Raw genomic sequence first — 14,592 nt, forward strand, 5'->3', positions numbered from 1 at the left:
GCTCACCGCCCGTGCGGCCTCCCGTGCTGCGAGACTCGGTGCCGTGAGACCTGCGACCGCGTCCCTCACCCTCGGCCTCGACGTCGAGGCGCCGGCCGACGTCGTCTGGGACCTCCTGGTCCGCCTGTCCGAGTGGCCGGCGTGGGGACCCACCGTGCGCGGCGCCACGCTCGACGACGGCAGCGAGGTCCTCACCGCGGGAGCCACCGGTCGCGTCCGGACCGTGGCCGGACCGGAGCTGCCCTTCCGGGTCGAGGACTGGGCTCCCGAAGGAGCGGTGCGGCACTGGTCGTGGCGCGTGGCCGGCATACCGGCGACGGGTCACACGGTGAGGGTGCGTGGGTCCGGGTGCCGCGTGGAGCTGTCCGCTCCGTGGTGGGCCGGCGCCTACACCCCCGTCCTCTGGCTGGGCCTGCGGCGGATCAGAGCTCGGGCGGAAGGACGTCGAGCTGGAGCAGGCACCACGGGCTGACGTCGCGCCGGCCGGCGAGGGCGTCGGCGCGGAACGTCGCCCAGTCGACCCACTCGTGCTCGGCCACCTCGTCGGCGTCGGGGTCGAGCGAGCCCGGGTCGGCGCACCGTGCGACGAAGACCGGGCAGACCTCGTTCTCGACGACACCGTCGGGCATCACGGCGCGGTAGCGGAAGTCGGGCAGGACCGCCCGCAGGCCTTCGACCTCGAGGCCCAGCTCCTGCCGGAGCCGCCGGCGCACAGCCTCCTCGACGTCCTCGCCGGGAGCGGGGTGCCCGCAGCAGCTGTTGGTCCACGCACCCGGCCACGTCGGCTTCGACCACGCGCGTCGGGTGACGAGGAGGCGTCCGGCGTCGTCGAGGACGTAGCACGAGAAGGCGAGGTGCAGGGGCGTGTCGGCGTGGTGCACCTCGCTCTTGAGCGCCTCGCCGATGGGGCGCGCGTCCTCGGACAGCAGGACGACCCGCTCCGCTGCCTGCGGACGCGCGGTCATGCCGGCCTGGCCAGCTGGTTGACCGCGGCCCGGAAGACTCCCGGCGCCACCCGCGCCGCGGGGACGACGGCCCGGCGCACCGGGCGCAGCCGTGTCGCCGAGACGAGCCCGAGGGTGAGGAGGTCGTGGGTCCGGCCGAGCCGTCGCCACGTCGACTCGTATGCCGTCGGCTTCCCCGCCGCGACCGCGCGGACCGCTTCGCGGGCCTGGGCGAGGCCGAGCGCGAGCCCCTCACCGGTGAGGGCGTCGACGTAGCCGGCGGCGTCGCCGACGAGGAGCACCCGGCCCTCGACCCGCCTCCGCGAGCGCTGCCTCAGGGGACCCGCGCCGAGGACCGGCGACCATGGGTGACCGGTGAGCCGGTCACGGACGGCGGGGAAGGCGTCGAGGAGCTCCTCGAACGGTCGCCGCTCAGCACTGAGGAGGGCGACGCCGACCTGGTCGTGCCCGACCGGGGTGACGTAGGCCTCGCCCACGGGAGACCAGTGCACCTCGACCATCGACGTCCACGGTGCGGTGTCGACGTGGACGCGCAGGCCGTAGCGGCGCAGACCCGGACGACGCATCCGCGTCCCCGACCTCGCCGCGTCGAGCCCGAGCATCCGCCGGACCGGTGAGTGCAGCCCGTCGGCCGCGACGACGTGGCGCACCGGCTCACCGTCGACGAGGACGTCGTCGTCGCGCTGCTCGACCTTGCGGACACCCCGGGGCACCACCTCCACCCCGGCTGCGTGCACCGCGTCGAGCAGAGCCGCGTGCAGCCTGGTGCGCCGCACGCCGAGCCCGGGTCCGGAGGCGAAGGGAGCGTCGACGGCGTGCCGGCCGTCGAGGTAGCGGATCCCGTCGATCGGCCGGCCCTCGACCTCGACGCCGAGGTCGCGCAGCGCCGCGAGCGCGCCCGGCATGAGGCCCTCCCCGCACGCCTTGTCGATGATCCCGGCCCGCGGCTCGCGCACGGTGACAGCGAGACCGGAGCGGACGGCATACAGGGCCGTCGCGAGGCCGACGGGCCCGCCACCGACGACGAGGAGGTCATGCACGGCGGGCCGCCTCCAGGGTCGGAAGGGTCGCGAGCGCGGCGTTCTCCGTGCGCAGCCGGACCGCGAGGAGGGCGGCGTTGGCGACGGTGAAGACGAGGGCGGTGACCCAGCTGGCGTGCACGAGTGGCAGTGCGACGCCCTCGGCGACGACCGCGACGTAGTTGGGGTGGGACAGCCAGCGGTAGGGGCCCGAGCGCACGGGTGCGAGGCCGGGCACGACGATGACGCGGGTGTTCCAGCGGCGGCCGAGGGTGGCGATGCACCACCAGCGCAGCGCCTGGGCGGCCACGACGACCGTGAGCATCGACCACGCCAGGGCTGCGGGCACGACCGGTCGGCGCACGAACGCCTCGACCAGCATGGCGACGAGGAAGCCGGTGTGGAGGACGACCATGACCGGGTAGTGCCCCTGCCCGGTCTCGACACCGCCGCGCGACAGGCTCCACGAGGCGTTGCGCTTCGAGACGACGAGCTCGGCGAGGCGTTCGAGCCCGACGAGCAGCACGACGACGACGAAGGCGGTGAGGGTCGTCATCGCGCCCCGTCCTGCTCGTCGACGTCGAGGGCGCGCAGCAGCACGAGCTCGGAGCAGAAGCCCGGGCCCATCGCCATGAGCAGCCCGTGCGTGCCCGGTGTCGGCGGCCGGTCGGCGAGGGTGTCGGCGAGGACGTGGAGGACCGAGACGGACGAGAGGTTGCCGATGCGCGAGAGGCTGTCGCGTGTGAGCGAGACGTCGTCGTCGGTGAGCCCGAGGGTGTCGCGCAGGGCGTCGATGACCTTGGGGCCGCCGGGGTGGCAGACCCACCAGCCGATGTCCTTCCGGGTGAGCCCGTGGTCGGCGAGGAAGCGGTCGACGTCGCCGCCGAGGTGGCGCGAGACGATGGCCGGGACCTGGGCGTCGAGGACGATGCGCAGCCCGGAGGCGCCGACGTCGAAGCCCATCGTGCGCTCGCTGTCCGGATAGAGGCGGCTGCGGGAGTCGAGCACCTCGACCCGGCTCTCCCGCTCCGGGCCGCCGAGGACGACGGCCGCGGCGCCGTCGCCGAAGAGCCCGCTGGCGACGAGGTTGGCGGTGCTCGTGTCGTCGGGCTGGACGGTGAGAGAGCAGAGCTCGACGGCGACGAGGACGGCGACGTCGTCCGGGTGCCCGAGGAGGTGGTCGTGGACCCGGGCGATGCCCGCGGCTCCGGCGACGCAGCCGAGGCCGAAGAGCGGTATCCGCTTGACGTCCTCGCGCAGGCCGACGACCCCGGCGATGCGGGCGTCGAGCGAGGGGACGGCCAGGCCGGTGACCGTCGTCGAGACGATGAGGTCGACGTCGGTCGGGGTGAGCCCGGCGGCCTTGAGCGCGTCCTGGAGGGCGCGCGACCCGAGGGCGACGGCGTGATCGAGGAAGAGGTCGTTGGCCTCGTCGAAACCACCGAGCCCGGCGTAGGCGTCGAGCGGGAGGACGAGGTGGCGCTGGGCGACGCCGGCGTTGCCGTGGATCGAGCGCAGCAGCCGCGAGCTCACCTGGCCGCGCGCGCCGACGACCTGCTCGAACATGTCGGTGATCTCGCCCTGTGTGTGGCGGTGCGGTGGGAGGGCCGTCCCGACGGACAGCAGGCGGGTGCGCACAGGTGCCTCGCTTCGCGCCGATCGGCTCATCGGGCCACCAGGAGGACGACGTCGGTCAGGGCGATCCCGACGGCGGAGTAGAAGGGTGCCCGGCCGCGGCCGACGAGGGCGAGCGCTGCCAAGCCTGCCACGACGAGTGCCCCGACGGCGGACCCGGCGAGGCCGATCGTGCCGGTGACGAGCAGTGCGGTCGTCGCGCTGACGAGCAGCAGGACGGCGAGAAGGGTGCTGCCTCGGGCGCCGAGCCGGTGCGGCAGCCCGCGCACGCCGGTGGCCTCGTCGTCGGCGAGGTCGGGGACGACGTTGAGCAGGTGGGCGCCGACGCCGAGCAGCGCTCCCCCGGCGACGACCTCGGCCGGCGGCGTCGAGCCGCCGGCGAGGTGGACGAAGATGGGCAACCCACCGAACGACACGGCATACGGCAGCCACGACGCGGCGGTCGCCTTGAGCCAGAGGTTGTAGGCCCACGCCGAGGCGACGCAGAGCAGGTGCACGAGTCCGGGCGCGACACCGCAGGCGAGCGAGAGCACGACGGTCGCGACGACCGCGAGGGCGCACGCCCCCTGGACGAGCCGCACCGAGAGCTCGCCGGTCGCGAGCGGCTTGTCCGCCCGGCCGACGGCGGCGTCACGCGACCGGTCGCGCAGGTCGTTGGACCAGCCGACCGAGAGCTGCCCCGCGAGAACTGCGGCGGTGACGAGGATCGCCCTCGCGGGCCCGAGACCTGCGGAGACGGCGAGGAGCGCGGTCAGCACGGTGACCGCGAGCGCCGGACCGGCATGCGCCGCACGCAGCAGGGCACCCGCGCCGGTCGTCACCACCCCTTCACCCTAGGCACTCACTAGGGTGACGGCATGACGCTGCACCCGGCTCCACCCGAGGACCTGCCCGCGCTCACCGCGGCCTACGCCCAGACGGTCCAGGCGATCAGCGACCTCGGGCACTCCCTGCGTCCGGGTGACGCCGAGCGCGACACGGCCTGCCCCGGGTGGACCGTCCTGGACCAGTTCGCCCACGTCGTGAGCCTGGAGGCGTGGGTCCAGGGCGAGGACCCGCCCGGCCTGACGGCGGAGACCGAGGCGGGCTCGCCGCAACACATCGACGACATCGTGGACCGCTTCCTGCGCTCGCGACGCGGCCGCTCGCTCGAGGAGCTGCTCGAAGAGCTCGACGCGCTCGTCGCCAGCCGTGTCCGCCACCTTGAGGCGGAGACGACCGCGCCCGACGACCCCGCGACCGGGCCCTTCGGCCCGACGACGCTGCTCGGTCTCATGTCGAGCCGCCTCTTCGACCTCTGGGTGCACGAGCAGGACATCCGCGAGGCCATCGGCCGGCCCGGCAACCTCGACACCGCGGCCGCCGCGCACACGGTGAACCTCCTCTTCCGCGCCCTCCCCCGCATCGTCGCCCGCACCGCGGCCGTCCCCGCCGGGCACGCGGTCATCCTCGACCTCACCGGACCCGTCGTGGGCCGGTCCGGCGCCCGGGTGGAGGAGCGCGACGGCAAGGCGCACGGCATACCTCTCTTCACCGGCGACGCCGAGCAGCACCCGGACGTCGTCACGACGACGCTCACGATGTCGACGCAGGCCGCGACACGGCGAGCGGCCGGACGGGTGAGCACGGCCGACACCCACGTCACCGTCACCGGCGACGAGGAGATCGCGCGGCGCGTCCTCGACGCGCTCGTCATCGCTCCCTGACCACTCCGGTCCGCACCGGTTGCGGGTCCTCGCCGAGCTCGGTTGTGTGGTGCAACCATCGGGTGCACACTTGCTTGTATGCCGCAACCACCTGACAGCGCGTCGGTGCGCTCCTCCTTCGGGGACTCCCTCGTCCGCGCGATGAAGCTCATGGGCGCCGTGAAGCAGCGCGCACCCCGGGTTCACCCTCAGGTCGACCCCGTCGGCTACCCGCTGATGTTCAACCTCACCGGCGATCCCCGCCGGGTGTCCGAGATCGCCGAGCGCGTCCATCTCGACATCTCGACGGTGAGCCGCCAGGTGAGTGCCCTCGTCGCCCAGGGCTACGTCTCGCGTATCGCCGACCCGCGCGACGGGCGGGCGCACATGCTCACCCTCACCGATGAGGGTCGCGAGCTCCTCACGACCATCCGCGACCGGCGCAACCAGTGGCTCGGCGAGGTGACGTCCGACTGGAGCGAGGACGACATCGCCACCTTCGACACGTTGCTGCGCCGGTTCGCCGAAGACGTCGAGGCGCACCCGCTCTTCACCCCGCGAGACCCGTCCGCGAAGGACACCTCGCCCAAGGACCTTCCTGCCGAGGCCCTCGCCATCGAGGACCCCTCCGCCACGAACCTCTCCGCCACAGACCTCTCGAGCAAGGACCGTGCATGACCGCCGCCACCGACGAGCCGCTCACCCATCGGCAGATCGTCACGATCCTCGTCGGGCTCATGTCCGGCATGTTCCTCGCGGCGCTCGACCAGACCATCGTCGCCACCGCGATCCGCACGATCGCCGACGACCTCAAGGGCCTCGAGCACCAGGCGTGGGCGACGACCGCCTACCTCATCACCTCGACGATCGTCACGCCGCTCTACGGCAAGCTCTCCGACATCTACGGCCGCAAGAAGTTCTTCACCGCGGCCATCACGATCTTCGTCATGGGGTCGGTGCTCTGCACCTTCGCCACGTCGATGTTCGGGCTCGCGGCGTTCCGCGCGGTCCAGGGGCTCGGCGCCGGTGGCCTCTTCTCGCTGGCCCTCGCGATCATCGGCGACATCGTGCCGCCGCGTGAGCGCGCCAAGTACCAGGGCTACTTCCTCGCCGTCTTCGGGACGTCGTCCGTGCTCGGCCCCGTCATCGGCGGCTTCTTCGCCGGCGCCGACACGATCCTCGGCATCACCGGCTGGCGCTGGGTCTTCCTCGTCAACGTGCCGATCGGCATCGCCGCACTCGCGCTCGTCTCGCGGACCCTGCACCTGCGTCACCAGCGCCTCGACCACCGCATCGACTGGACCGGCGCCGCACTGCTCTCGGTCTCGCTCGTCCCCCTCCTGCTCGTCGCCGAGCAGGGCCGCGAGTGGGGCTGGGGCTCGACCAACGCCGTGCTCTGCTACGCCATCGGCATCGTCGCCGGCGCCCTCTTCTTCTGGCAGGAGAACCGGATGGGTGACGAGGCGATCCTCCCGCTGTCGCTCTTCCGCAACCGCACGGTCGCTGTGTCCTCGGCCGCCTCGATCCTCATCGGCATCGCGATGTTCGGCGGCCTCGCCTCGCTGCCGCTCTACCTCCAGATCGTCAAGGGCGCCTCGCCCACCGAGGCCGGTCTGCTCCTCGTGCCGATGACGCTCGGCATCATGTCGGGCTCGATCATCTCGGGTCAGGTCATCAGCCGCACCGGCCGCTACCGCTGGTTCCCCATCGTCGGCGTCGGTTTGCTCATGGTGTCGCTCTTCGTCTTCCACTACGTCGAGTTCGACACGCCGCTCTGGCAGACGATGATCGTCATGGTCCTCTTCGGCCTCGGGCTCGGCTTCAACTTCCAGCCGCTCACCCTCGCCGTCCAGAACGCCGTGCCGCCGCAGCAGATCGGTGTCGCCACCTCGACGGCGACCTTCACCCGTCAGATCGGCGGCACCATCGGGACCGCTGTCTTCCTCACCATCCTCTTCTCGCTCGTCCCGGAGAAGATCGCCGCGGCGATGCGCACCGTCGCGCCGACGCCCGAGTTCCAGGCGGCCCTGCGTGACCCCGCCAACGCCGAGTTCGCCCGCCAGATGGCGCAGTCACAGGCCTCGGGTGACGCCTCGGCCGCTGCGAGCAGCGGTGTGCTGCAGGACAGCTCGTTCCTGAGCACACTCGACGAGCGGCTCGCCAAGCCGTTCCTCATGGGCTTCTCCGAGGCGATGGACCACGTCTTCCTCGTCGGGGCCGCCGTCATGGTGGTGGGCTTCGCCATCATGTGGTTCCTGCCCGAGGTCGAGCTGCGCAAGGGCTCGGCCTACCAGGAGCGCAACGAGGCCGACGCCGAGGCTGCGGCCGGCCACTGAGGCGGTGAGACCGGCCCGCAGGCCGGCCCTGGGCCGCACGCACACCCGGCCGCGCGCCGCGCGATCAGGTGCGCGGGACCACGCCGGAGCGGCCGAGCCGGAAGCCGGCCGAGAAGCGCGAGCGAACCTGGAGGGCCTCGAGGATCTGGGCGATGTCGGAGCGGACCGTGCGCACGCTGACCTCGAGGCTGCGGGCCATCGCCTCGTCGGTCAACCCGGCCTGCATGAGCCCGACGATCCGGTGCTGGCGGTCGCTCAGCTGTGGGTCAGCGGCACGCTCCTGCCCGCAGGCGACGGCCGAGGACATGACGGCGTTCCAGTAGCGCATCGCCAGCTCGAGGACGCGCGGTGAGCGCACGACCATGACGGAGTAGTCGTCGCCGACGGTCGGGCCGTCGAGGAGCACGACCTCGTGGTCGACGACCTTCATCTGCGTCTCCGTGAGGCCGAAGAGGTAGTCGCCGACGGGCTCGTCGATGATGAGCTGGCGGGACTCGTCGTCGAGGCGCTCGTAGTCGAAGACGCTCACCATCTCGAGGCCCCGGAGCACCATGTCGCGGTTGTGCGGGAGGCTCAGCCGCAGCTGGGCGGCGGTGGCGGTCGGCCTCACCGAGAGGAGGTGGCGCCAGCCACGCGACTCGGACTGAAGCCAGGGGTTGACCTCGTCGCCCACGGCGCCCACGACGCAGTCACGCGCAGTGCCGTCCTCGATCGACTGGCAGAGCTGGCCGCGGGCGGCCCACAGGGCCATCCCCGCGTCGAGGACGGAGGCCCGCTGCGCGGGCGAGAACCGCGAACGCGGCCACGGCCTGTCGGTCTCCATGACGCCCCCTCCTGACTCCGGCCCGGAACGTCCCCACATTAGGACCTCAGGGCGTGGCGTGCCGCACGCCGGCGGCGATGCGCCGGCCCCAGGCCGCGGCGATGAGCGCCGCGAGCAGGGCGGCGCCCACCGGCAGGGCGAAGGTCTCGTGCGCGCCCCACCTGTCGACGAGCACCCCGCTGAGCGCCGTCCCCGAGGCAAGGCCGATGAGCAACCCGGTGATGACGACGGCCATGCCCTCGGTGAGGAAGGCACGCGGCACGAGGTGCTGGACGAGCGTCATGCCGGTGATGAGCGTCGGTGCCGTGGCCGACCCGGCGACGAACATGAGACCGGCGAGGCCCCACAGGTCGCCGACGAGGAGCACCGGCACCTCGAGGACGAACATCGCCGTCGCGCACCAGACGAAGCGCCGGGCGATCGAGCCCGAGAACCGGCGGGTGCCGAAGACGACCGCGGAGATCGCCGAACCGAGGGCGAACGCCCCGAGGATGACCGAGCTCATGCCGGTGCGTCCGGCCTCGTCGGCGACCGCGACCGCGACGACCTCGTTGCCCCCGAAGACGCCGCCGACCATGAACATCGCCGCCGCGACCGCCGCCACCCCGGGCCGGGCGATGGCGAGCCCGTGGGGACGCTCGTCGTGCGGGACGACCGGCGGCTCGGACCGCCTCTGCGAGAGGAAGAGCACCGATCCCGCGGTGAAGACGACATAGGCGAGCAGCAGCCCGGCCTCGGGGAAGAGCACCGTCGCCGCGAGCACGCCGAGCACCGGCCCGAGGACGAATGCCGCCTCCTCGACGACCTGCTCGAGCGACATCGCCGCGTGCAGCGCGTCGGGCTCGTCGCGCAGCAGCCAGGCCCACCGTGCCCGCGACATCGGCCCCATCTCGGGGAGGAAGGCCGAGACGGCATACCCGACGAAGAGGGTCCACGCGGGTGCGCCGACCGCGGAGAGGACCACGGTGACGAGCCCGGCGACGAAGGTGAGGAGGATGAACGGCATGGAGGCTCGTCGCTGGCCGTGCTTGTCGACGAGCCGTCCGATGACCGGCCCCGCGACAGCGAGGACGACGATGCCGCCGGCCGAGACGGCGCCGGCGAGGCCGTAGGAGTCGCGCCGGGTGGCGATCATGACGATGATCGCGACGCCGAACATCGCCCCGCCCACCCTCGACAGGGCTCCCGCGGCGAGGAAGCGCCACGCCCCGGGGATCGCGAACAGGGGGCGGTACGTCGAGAGCACCCGCCAACTCTGTCACGGGTCAGCGGGTGCTCTCGACCGACGTCGGTCCGGCGGGGTCAGCCCCAGACGAGGGCGCGCGAGGGGTCCTCGAGGATCGCGGCGACGTCGGCGAGGTAGCGCGACCCGAGCTCGCCGTCGACGAGGCGGTGGTCGAAGCTCAGCGCCAGCGTCGTCACAGACCGCGGCACGATGCGCTCCTCGCCGGACTCGTCGGTGACGACCCACGGGCGGCGGCTGATCGTGCCGAACGCGAGGATCGCGGCCTCACCGGGGTTGAGGATCGGCGTGCCCGCGTCGATCCCGAAGACACCGATGTTGGTGATCGTGATCGTCCCGCCCGACATGTCGGCCGGCTGCGTGCGCCCCTCGCGAGCGGTCGCGGTGAGCTGGCCGATGGCCTCGGCGAGCCCGCGGAGGTCGAGCCGGTCGGCGTCCTTGATGTTGGGGACGACGAGACCGCGGGGGGTGGCCGCGGCGATGCCGAGGTTGACGTAGCTCTTGAGGACGATCTCCTGGGCCTGCTCGTCCCACGCCGCGTTGATCTCGGGGTTGCGGCGCGCGGCGAGGACCATGGCCTTGGCAAGGATGAGCAGCGGCGTGACCTTGACCTCCTTGAACTCGCGGTCCTTCTTCAGCCGCGCGACGAGGTCCATCGTGGCGGTGACGTCGACGGTGACCCACTCGGTGACGTGCGGCGCCGTGAACGCGCTGCCGACCATCGCCTGCGCGGTCATCTTGCGCACGCCCTTGATCGGCACGCGCAGTTCGCGCTCGCCGGACGAGAACGGCCCGTATGCCGGTGCGGCAGAACCGATCCCGGCCGCCGGCGCCGTCGTGACCACAGCGGCGGGCGAGCCGGCGGCGGCGGGCGAGCCCGCGGCATACGACTCGACGTCGGCGCGCGTGACGATGCCGCCGTCACCCGAGGCGGGGACGGAGGCGAGGTCGACGCCGAGGTCCTTGGCGAGCTTGCGGACCGGCGGCTTGGCGAGCACCTTCCCGCTCGCGCCCGCCGGAGCGGCGGCCGGCGCCGCGGACGGCGCCGGCTCGGGAGCAGGAGGGGCTGGAGCAGCAGGAGCCGGAGCGGCGGGATCAGGGGCCGCCGAAGCGGAAGCCGCGGAGGGGGCCGCGGCCTTGCGGGCGCGACGGGTCGTGCCACCGGCCTTGGGGCCGTAGCCGACGAGGGTCTTGACCGGCTCCTCCTCGGCCTCGGTGTCAGCCGCAGCCGCGGCATTGCCCGGGCCGACCTCGACCGAGCTCTGCGCGCCGGCCGAAGCCAATGCCGACGTGGGGGCCGGTGCGGCAGAACCGGACTCGCCACCCTGGCCGTCGTCGATGGTGATGATCGGAGTGCCTACCTCGACCTCGTCGCCGACGTTGACGAGCAGCGCCGAGACGGTGCCGGCCCACGGGATGGGCAGCTCGACGAGCGACTTGGCGGTCTCGATCTCGACGACGATGTCGTTGACCTTGACGGTGTCGCCGACGGCGACCTTCCACTCGACGATCTCGGCCTCGAGCAGGCCCTCACCGGGGTCGGGGAGGTTGAAGTGCTTCGCACCCATGGGTGTGGTCTCTCCTCAGCGTCGGGTCAGTGGGCGAGCGCGCGGTCGACGCCGTCGAGCACGCGGTCGAGGTCGGGCAGGTAGTGCTCCTCCAGCTTCGATGCCGGGTAGGGCGTGTTCCAGCCCGCGACCCGGATGACCGGCGCCTCGAGCGAGTAGAAGCAGCGCTCCGTGACGAGCGCGGCGATCTCGGAACCCACCGACACGAACGACGGCGCCTCCTGGGCGACGACGAGCCGGCCGGTCTTCTCGACCGAGCGGGTGATGGCGTCGATGTCGAGCGGGCTCACCGAGCGCAGGTCGATCACCTCGAGCGAGGTGCCCTCCTCGGCGGCCACCTTGGCGGCGTCGAGGCAGGTGCGGACCATGGGTCCCCAGCAGGCGACGGTGACGTCGGTGCCCTCGCGCACGGTGTGGGCGGAGAAGAGGTCGCGCGGGGCGGCGGGAGCGTCGAGGTCGACCTCGCCCTTCTCGTGGTAGCGCCGCTTGGGCTCGTAGAAGATCACCGGGTCGTCGCACTCGATGGCCTGCTGGATCATCCAGTAGGCATCCTCGGGGTTGGAGCAGAAGACGACGCGCAGCCCGAGGGTGTGCGCGAAGTAGGCCTCGTTGGACTCGCTGTGGTGCTCGACCGCGCCGATGCCGCCACCCATGGGGATGCGGACGACGACGGGCACCTTGACGGCGCCGCGCGAGCGCGAGTGCAGCTTGGACAGCTGCGAGACGATCTGGTCGAACGCCGGGTAGACGAACCCGTCGAACTGGATCTCGACGACGGGGCGGTAGCCGCGCAGCGCGAGGCCGATGCCCGTGCCCATGATCCCCGACTCGGCGAGCGGCGTGTCGATGACGCGGTCCTCGCCGAAGTCCTTCTGGAGGTGCTCGGTGATGCGGAAGACTCCGCCGAGCTTGCCGATGTCCTCGCCCTGGAGGATGACCTTGGGGTCCTTCTCCATGGCCTTGCGCAGCCCGGCGTTGAGCGCCTTGGCGATGGTCGTCTTCTGCGTGGTCATGCCTGCGCTCCTTCCGTCTCGAACGACTCGTGGTAGGCGGTGAACGTCGCCTTGTCGTCCTGCACCTGGCGGTGCGGCTCGACGTAGACCTGGTCGAAGATGTCGGACACGTCGGGGTCCTCCATCGACACGGTCGCGCTGCGAACGTGCTCGCCGAGCTCGTCGGCCTCGCGGTCGACTCCGTCGAAGAAGTCGGCGTCGGCGATGCCCTCGGAGGTGAGCCAGCGGCGGTAGCGGGCGATCGGGTCGCGCAGCTTCCAGATCTCCACCTCGGCGGAGACGCGGTACTTCGTCGGGTCGTCCGACGTCGTGTGGGCGGCCATGCGGTAGGTGAACGCCTCGATGAGCGAGGGGCCCTGGCCGGAACGCGCGCGGTCGAGCATCGCGGTCGTCACGGCATACACAGCCAGGACGTCGTTGCCGTCGACGCGGATGCCGGGGAAGCCGAAGCCGTCGGCGCGCTTGTAGATCGGGGCGCGGGTCTGGCGCTCGTTGGGCTCGGAGATGGCCCACTGGTTGTTCTGGCAGAAGAAGACGACCGGGCTGTTGTAGACGCCGGCGAAGACGAACGACTCGTTGTTGTCACCCTGCGCGGTGGCGCCGTCGCCCATGCAGGCGATGACGGCGGCGTCGCGCTCGGGGTCGTCGGTGCCGACGGCGCCGTCGCGCTGGATGCCCATGGCGTAGCCGGTGCCGAGCAGGCTCTGGTTGCCGATGACGATCGTGTAGGGGTGGAAGCCGAACTCCGCCGGGTCCCACGCGCCCTTGTCGACACCGCGGTACATCGCGATGAGGCGCATCGGGTCGACGCCGCGCGCCCAGGCGATGCCGTGCTCGCGGTAGCCGGGGAAGCAGTGGTCCTGCTTGCGCATGGCGCGACCGGCGCCGATCTGGGCGGCCTCCTGGCCGAGGAGCGAGGCCCAGAGGCCGAGCTCGCCCTGTCGCTGGAGGGCGGTGGCCTCCTGGTCGACGCGGCGGATGAGGACGAGGTCGCGGTAGAGACCGCGCAGGTCGTCGTGGCTCATCGCGTCGATGACGGCGTCGTAGTCCGCGTGCGCGAGGCGCTCACCCTCGGGGGTGAGCAGCTGGACCATGTCGGGGCCGCCGTCGGCCGCCGCACGGGGCTCGGTCTGTGCTGCCGGGTCCACCGAGACGTGGTGGTCGATGCCACCGGTCGGCGGCGTGGCAGCGACGTCGGTGTCGCTCACGGGGGCTCCTGTTCCCTGGGACGCCCGCTCGTGGCGGTCGTCCGGTTCGGGCCGCCGGCTCCTCGCGCTCGTGCGCGCGCGGCCCGGACGGCGGTGTCTGGGGAGGGGCGTTCGGGGTGTGAACGACGCTTCCCAAGCCTGCTGGGCCAAACGTACCGCGAGGGTGGCGAGACCTCCCAAACGTGCTGGCCGCCGCGGCACGGAACCGCGGACCGATCTCGTCGCGTCGTAGGTTCGTGACCATGTCGCCGCGCCCGCCCCACCTCACGATCCCGTATGCCGTCACCGCGGCCTGTGTGCTCGGCCTCCTCACCGCGTGCGGCTCGGGAACCGGTGGCGACGGCGGGTCCGTGGGACCCTCGAGCATGCCCTCGTCGTCACCCTCGTCGTCGTCGCCCTCGTCGTCGTCGCCGACCCAGTCCGCCGGCGGGCCCGGGTCGACGACGCCGAGCATGCCGCCGTCGGGGCGCGCCCGCCCCACGACGATGAACGGCCGGGTCACGAGCACTGAGGGTGGCTGCACCGCCTTCAAGAACGACCGCGACGCGACGGTGTGGGTCCTCATCGGCGAGACGGGCACCCTCCGGGCCGGGACGGCATACCGGGTCGACGGGGTCGCGATGGACTCGATGGACCCGGCGTGCCCGCAGGGGCTGCCCTTCCACGTGAGCAGGGCGATCGAGGGAGGGTTCGTCGAGGACCTGCCCGTGCTGCCCACCCCACCGGTCGTGGGACAGACCGAAACGCTCACCGGCGTCGTGTCACCGGGCGTCGAGGCCGGGTGCCGCGTCCTCCAGAGCGACCAGGGTGCCTTCGTCCTCGTCGGCACGGTCACCGTCCCCGAGGGGCAGCGGGTGAGCGTTCGCGGCGTGCGCCGGGACGACGTCATGACGACGTGCCAGCAGGGACCGGCGTTCGAGGTGCAGACGGTTCTGCCCGTGCAGTGAGCCGACGCCCTCCGGCGTCGAGGGCCACCGGCGTCGAGGGCCACCGGCGTCGAGGGCCACCGGCGTCGAGGGCCACCGGCGTCACGACGCCGAGGACGGCGAAGGGCCCCGCGGCGAAGGTTCGCCGCGGGGCCCTCTGCGTGGGTCAGA

The 14,592-nt window shown here is 72.5% G+C and carries 15 protein-coding genes; 5 read left to right on the forward strand and 10 right to left on the reverse strand.

Annotation, left to right across the window (positions count from 1 at the left end; translation table 11 throughout):
- Positions 1-43: 43 nt before the first annotated feature.
- Complete coding sequence (locus ACOJV7_RS06220; protein WP_420189262.1) at positions 44-472, forward strand: SRPBCC family protein; 429 nt, start codon at positions 44-46, stop codon at positions 470-472.
- Here ACOJV7_RS06220 and idi read toward each other — a convergent pair.
- From idi to ACOJV7_RS06245, 5 genes are read right to left on the reverse strand one after another with little or no spacing between them, the layout of a single operon-like run.
- Positions 423-965 carry an isopentenyl-diphosphate Delta-isomerase gene (gene idi, locus ACOJV7_RS06225; protein WP_420189263.1) on the reverse strand — a complete coding sequence of 181 codons (543 nt, stop codon included), beginning with the start codon at positions 963-965 and terminating at the stop codon, positions 423-425. The genes ACOJV7_RS06220 and idi overlap by 50 nt on opposite strands.
- Complete coding sequence (locus tag ACOJV7_RS06230; RefSeq protein ID WP_420189264.1) at positions 962-2,005, reverse strand: NAD(P)/FAD-dependent oxidoreductase; 1,044 nt, start codon at positions 2,003-2,005, stop codon at positions 962-964. Before ACOJV7_RS06230 ends, idi begins: the two co-directional genes overlap by 4 nt.
- On the reverse strand, positions 1,998-2,540 hold the full coding sequence (locus ACOJV7_RS06235) for an isoprenylcysteine carboxyl methyltransferase family protein (RefSeq protein ID WP_420189265.1): 543 nt from the start codon (positions 2,538-2,540) through the stop codon (positions 1,998-2,000). The genes ACOJV7_RS06230 and ACOJV7_RS06235 overlap by 8 nt, the downstream gene beginning before the upstream one ends.
- Complete coding sequence (locus ACOJV7_RS06240) at positions 2,537-3,622, reverse strand: type III polyketide synthase (RefSeq protein WP_420189266.1); 1,086 nt, start codon at positions 3,620-3,622, stop codon at positions 2,537-2,539. Before ACOJV7_RS06240 ends, ACOJV7_RS06235 begins: the two co-directional genes overlap by 4 nt.
- Positions 3,623-3,648: 26 nt before the next feature.
- Positions 3,649-4,443: a UbiA family prenyltransferase gene (locus ACOJV7_RS06245; protein ID WP_420189267.1), complete on the reverse strand. Its 795-nt coding sequence runs from the start codon at positions 4,441-4,443 to the stop codon at positions 3,649-3,651.
- 33 nt (positions 4,444-4,476) lie between these two features.
- Between ACOJV7_RS06245 and ACOJV7_RS06250 the strand changes: the two genes are divergently transcribed.
- The 3 genes from ACOJV7_RS06250 (at position 4,477) to ACOJV7_RS06260 (ending at position 7,640) form a co-directional block, all read left to right on the forward strand.
- The gene (locus tag ACOJV7_RS06250) at positions 4,477-5,325 is read left to right on the forward strand and encodes a maleylpyruvate isomerase family mycothiol-dependent enzyme (RefSeq protein WP_420189268.1); all 849 of its coding nucleotides are present in this window, start codon (positions 4,477-4,479) and stop codon (positions 5,323-5,325) included.
- A 78-nt stretch (positions 5,326-5,403) separates the two neighbouring features.
- Positions 5,404-5,982 carry a MarR family winged helix-turn-helix transcriptional regulator gene (locus ACOJV7_RS06255; RefSeq protein ID WP_420189269.1) on the forward strand — a complete coding sequence of 193 codons (579 nt, stop codon included), beginning with the start codon at positions 5,404-5,406 and terminating at the stop codon, positions 5,980-5,982.
- Positions 5,979-7,640 (forward strand): MDR family MFS transporter, encoded by a 1,662-nt coding sequence (locus tag ACOJV7_RS06260; RefSeq protein WP_420189270.1) that lies wholly within the window; start codon positions 5,979-5,981, stop codon positions 7,638-7,640. Before ACOJV7_RS06255 ends, ACOJV7_RS06260 begins: the two co-directional genes overlap by 4 nt.
- Positions 7,641-7,704: 64 nt before the next feature.
- Here the strand turns inward: ACOJV7_RS06260 and ACOJV7_RS06265 are convergent, their stop codons facing one another.
- Genes ACOJV7_RS06265 through pdhA form a run of 5 tightly spaced genes read right to left on the reverse strand, consistent with a single transcriptional unit; the run spans position 7,705 to position 13,381 of the window.
- Positions 7,705-8,463: a helix-turn-helix transcriptional regulator gene (locus ACOJV7_RS06265; protein ID WP_420189271.1), complete on the reverse strand. Its 759-nt coding sequence runs from the start codon at positions 8,461-8,463 to the stop codon at positions 7,705-7,707.
- Positions 8,464-8,509: 46 nt separating this feature from the next.
- A complete protein-coding gene (locus ACOJV7_RS06270; RefSeq protein ID WP_420189272.1) occupies positions 8,510-9,709 on the reverse strand; it encodes an MFS transporter in 1,200 nt (399 codons plus the stop codon).
- Positions 9,710-9,765: 56 nt separating this feature from the next.
- A complete protein-coding gene (locus ACOJV7_RS06275; RefSeq protein ID WP_420189273.1) occupies positions 9,766-11,274 on the reverse strand; it encodes a dihydrolipoamide acetyltransferase family protein in 1,509 nt (502 codons plus the stop codon).
- Positions 11,275-11,300: 26 nt separating this feature from the next.
- Positions 11,301-12,287, reverse strand: a complete 987-nt coding sequence (locus ACOJV7_RS06280; protein WP_420189274.1) for an alpha-ketoacid dehydrogenase subunit beta — start codon at positions 12,285-12,287, stop codon at positions 11,301-11,303.
- Entirely contained in the window at positions 12,284-13,381 is a 1,098-nt protein-coding gene (gene pdhA / locus ACOJV7_RS06285) for a pyruvate dehydrogenase (acetyl-transferring) E1 component subunit alpha (protein WP_420190380.1), read from the reverse strand. The genes ACOJV7_RS06280 and pdhA overlap by 4 nt, the downstream gene beginning before the upstream one ends.
- A 356-nt stretch (positions 13,382-13,737) precedes the next feature.
- Here pdhA and ACOJV7_RS06290 point away from each other — a divergent pair, with 356 nt between their 5' ends.
- Complete coding sequence (locus ACOJV7_RS06290) at positions 13,738-14,442, forward strand: hypothetical protein (protein WP_420189275.1); 705 nt, start codon at positions 13,738-13,740, stop codon at positions 14,440-14,442.
- Positions 14,443-14,592 lie beyond the last annotated feature (150 nt).

This window comes from Knoellia tibetensis (assembly GCF_048606415.1).
Lineage (GTDB): Bacteria > Actinomycetota > Actinomycetes > Actinomycetales > Dermatophilaceae > Knoellia > Knoellia tibetensis.

Bases quoted from the DNA above. Each gene is read 5' to 3' on its own strand.
- idi (WP_420189263.1), bottom strand. From the start codon at position 965: ATGACCGCGCGTCCGCAGGCAGCGGAGCGGGTCGTCCTGCTGTCCGAG.
- ACOJV7_RS06235 (WP_420189265.1), bottom strand. From the start codon at position 2,540: ATGACGACCCTCACCGCCTTCGTCGTCGTCGTGCTGCTCGTCGGGCTC.
- ACOJV7_RS06250 (WP_420189268.1), top strand. From the start codon at position 4,477: ATGACGCTGCACCCGGCTCCACCCGAGGACCTGCCCGCGCTCACCGCG.
- ACOJV7_RS06255 (WP_420189269.1), top strand. From the start codon at position 5,404: ATGCCGCAACCACCTGACAGCGCGTCGGTGCGCTCCTCCTTCGGGGAC.
- ACOJV7_RS06260 (WP_420189270.1), top strand. From the start codon at position 5,979: ATGACCGCCGCCACCGACGAGCCGCTCACCCATCGGCAGATCGTCACG.
- ACOJV7_RS06265 (WP_420189271.1), bottom strand. From the start codon at position 8,463: ATGGAGACCGACAGGCCGTGGCCGCGTTCGCGGTTCTCGCCCGCGCAG.
- ACOJV7_RS06275 (WP_420189273.1), bottom strand. From the start codon at position 11,274: ATGGGTGCGAAGCACTTCAACCTCCCCGACCCCGGTGAGGGCCTGCTC.
- ACOJV7_RS06280 (WP_420189274.1), bottom strand. From the start codon at position 12,287: ATGACCACGCAGAAGACGACCATCGCCAAGGCGCTCAACGCCGGGCTG.
- pdhA (WP_420190380.1), bottom strand. From the start codon at position 13,381: ATGGTCCAGCTGCTCACCCCCGAGGGTGAGCGCCTCGCGCACGCGGAC.
- ACOJV7_RS06290 (WP_420189275.1), top strand. From the start codon at position 13,738: ATGTCGCCGCGCCCGCCCCACCTCACGATCCCGTATGCCGTCACCGCG.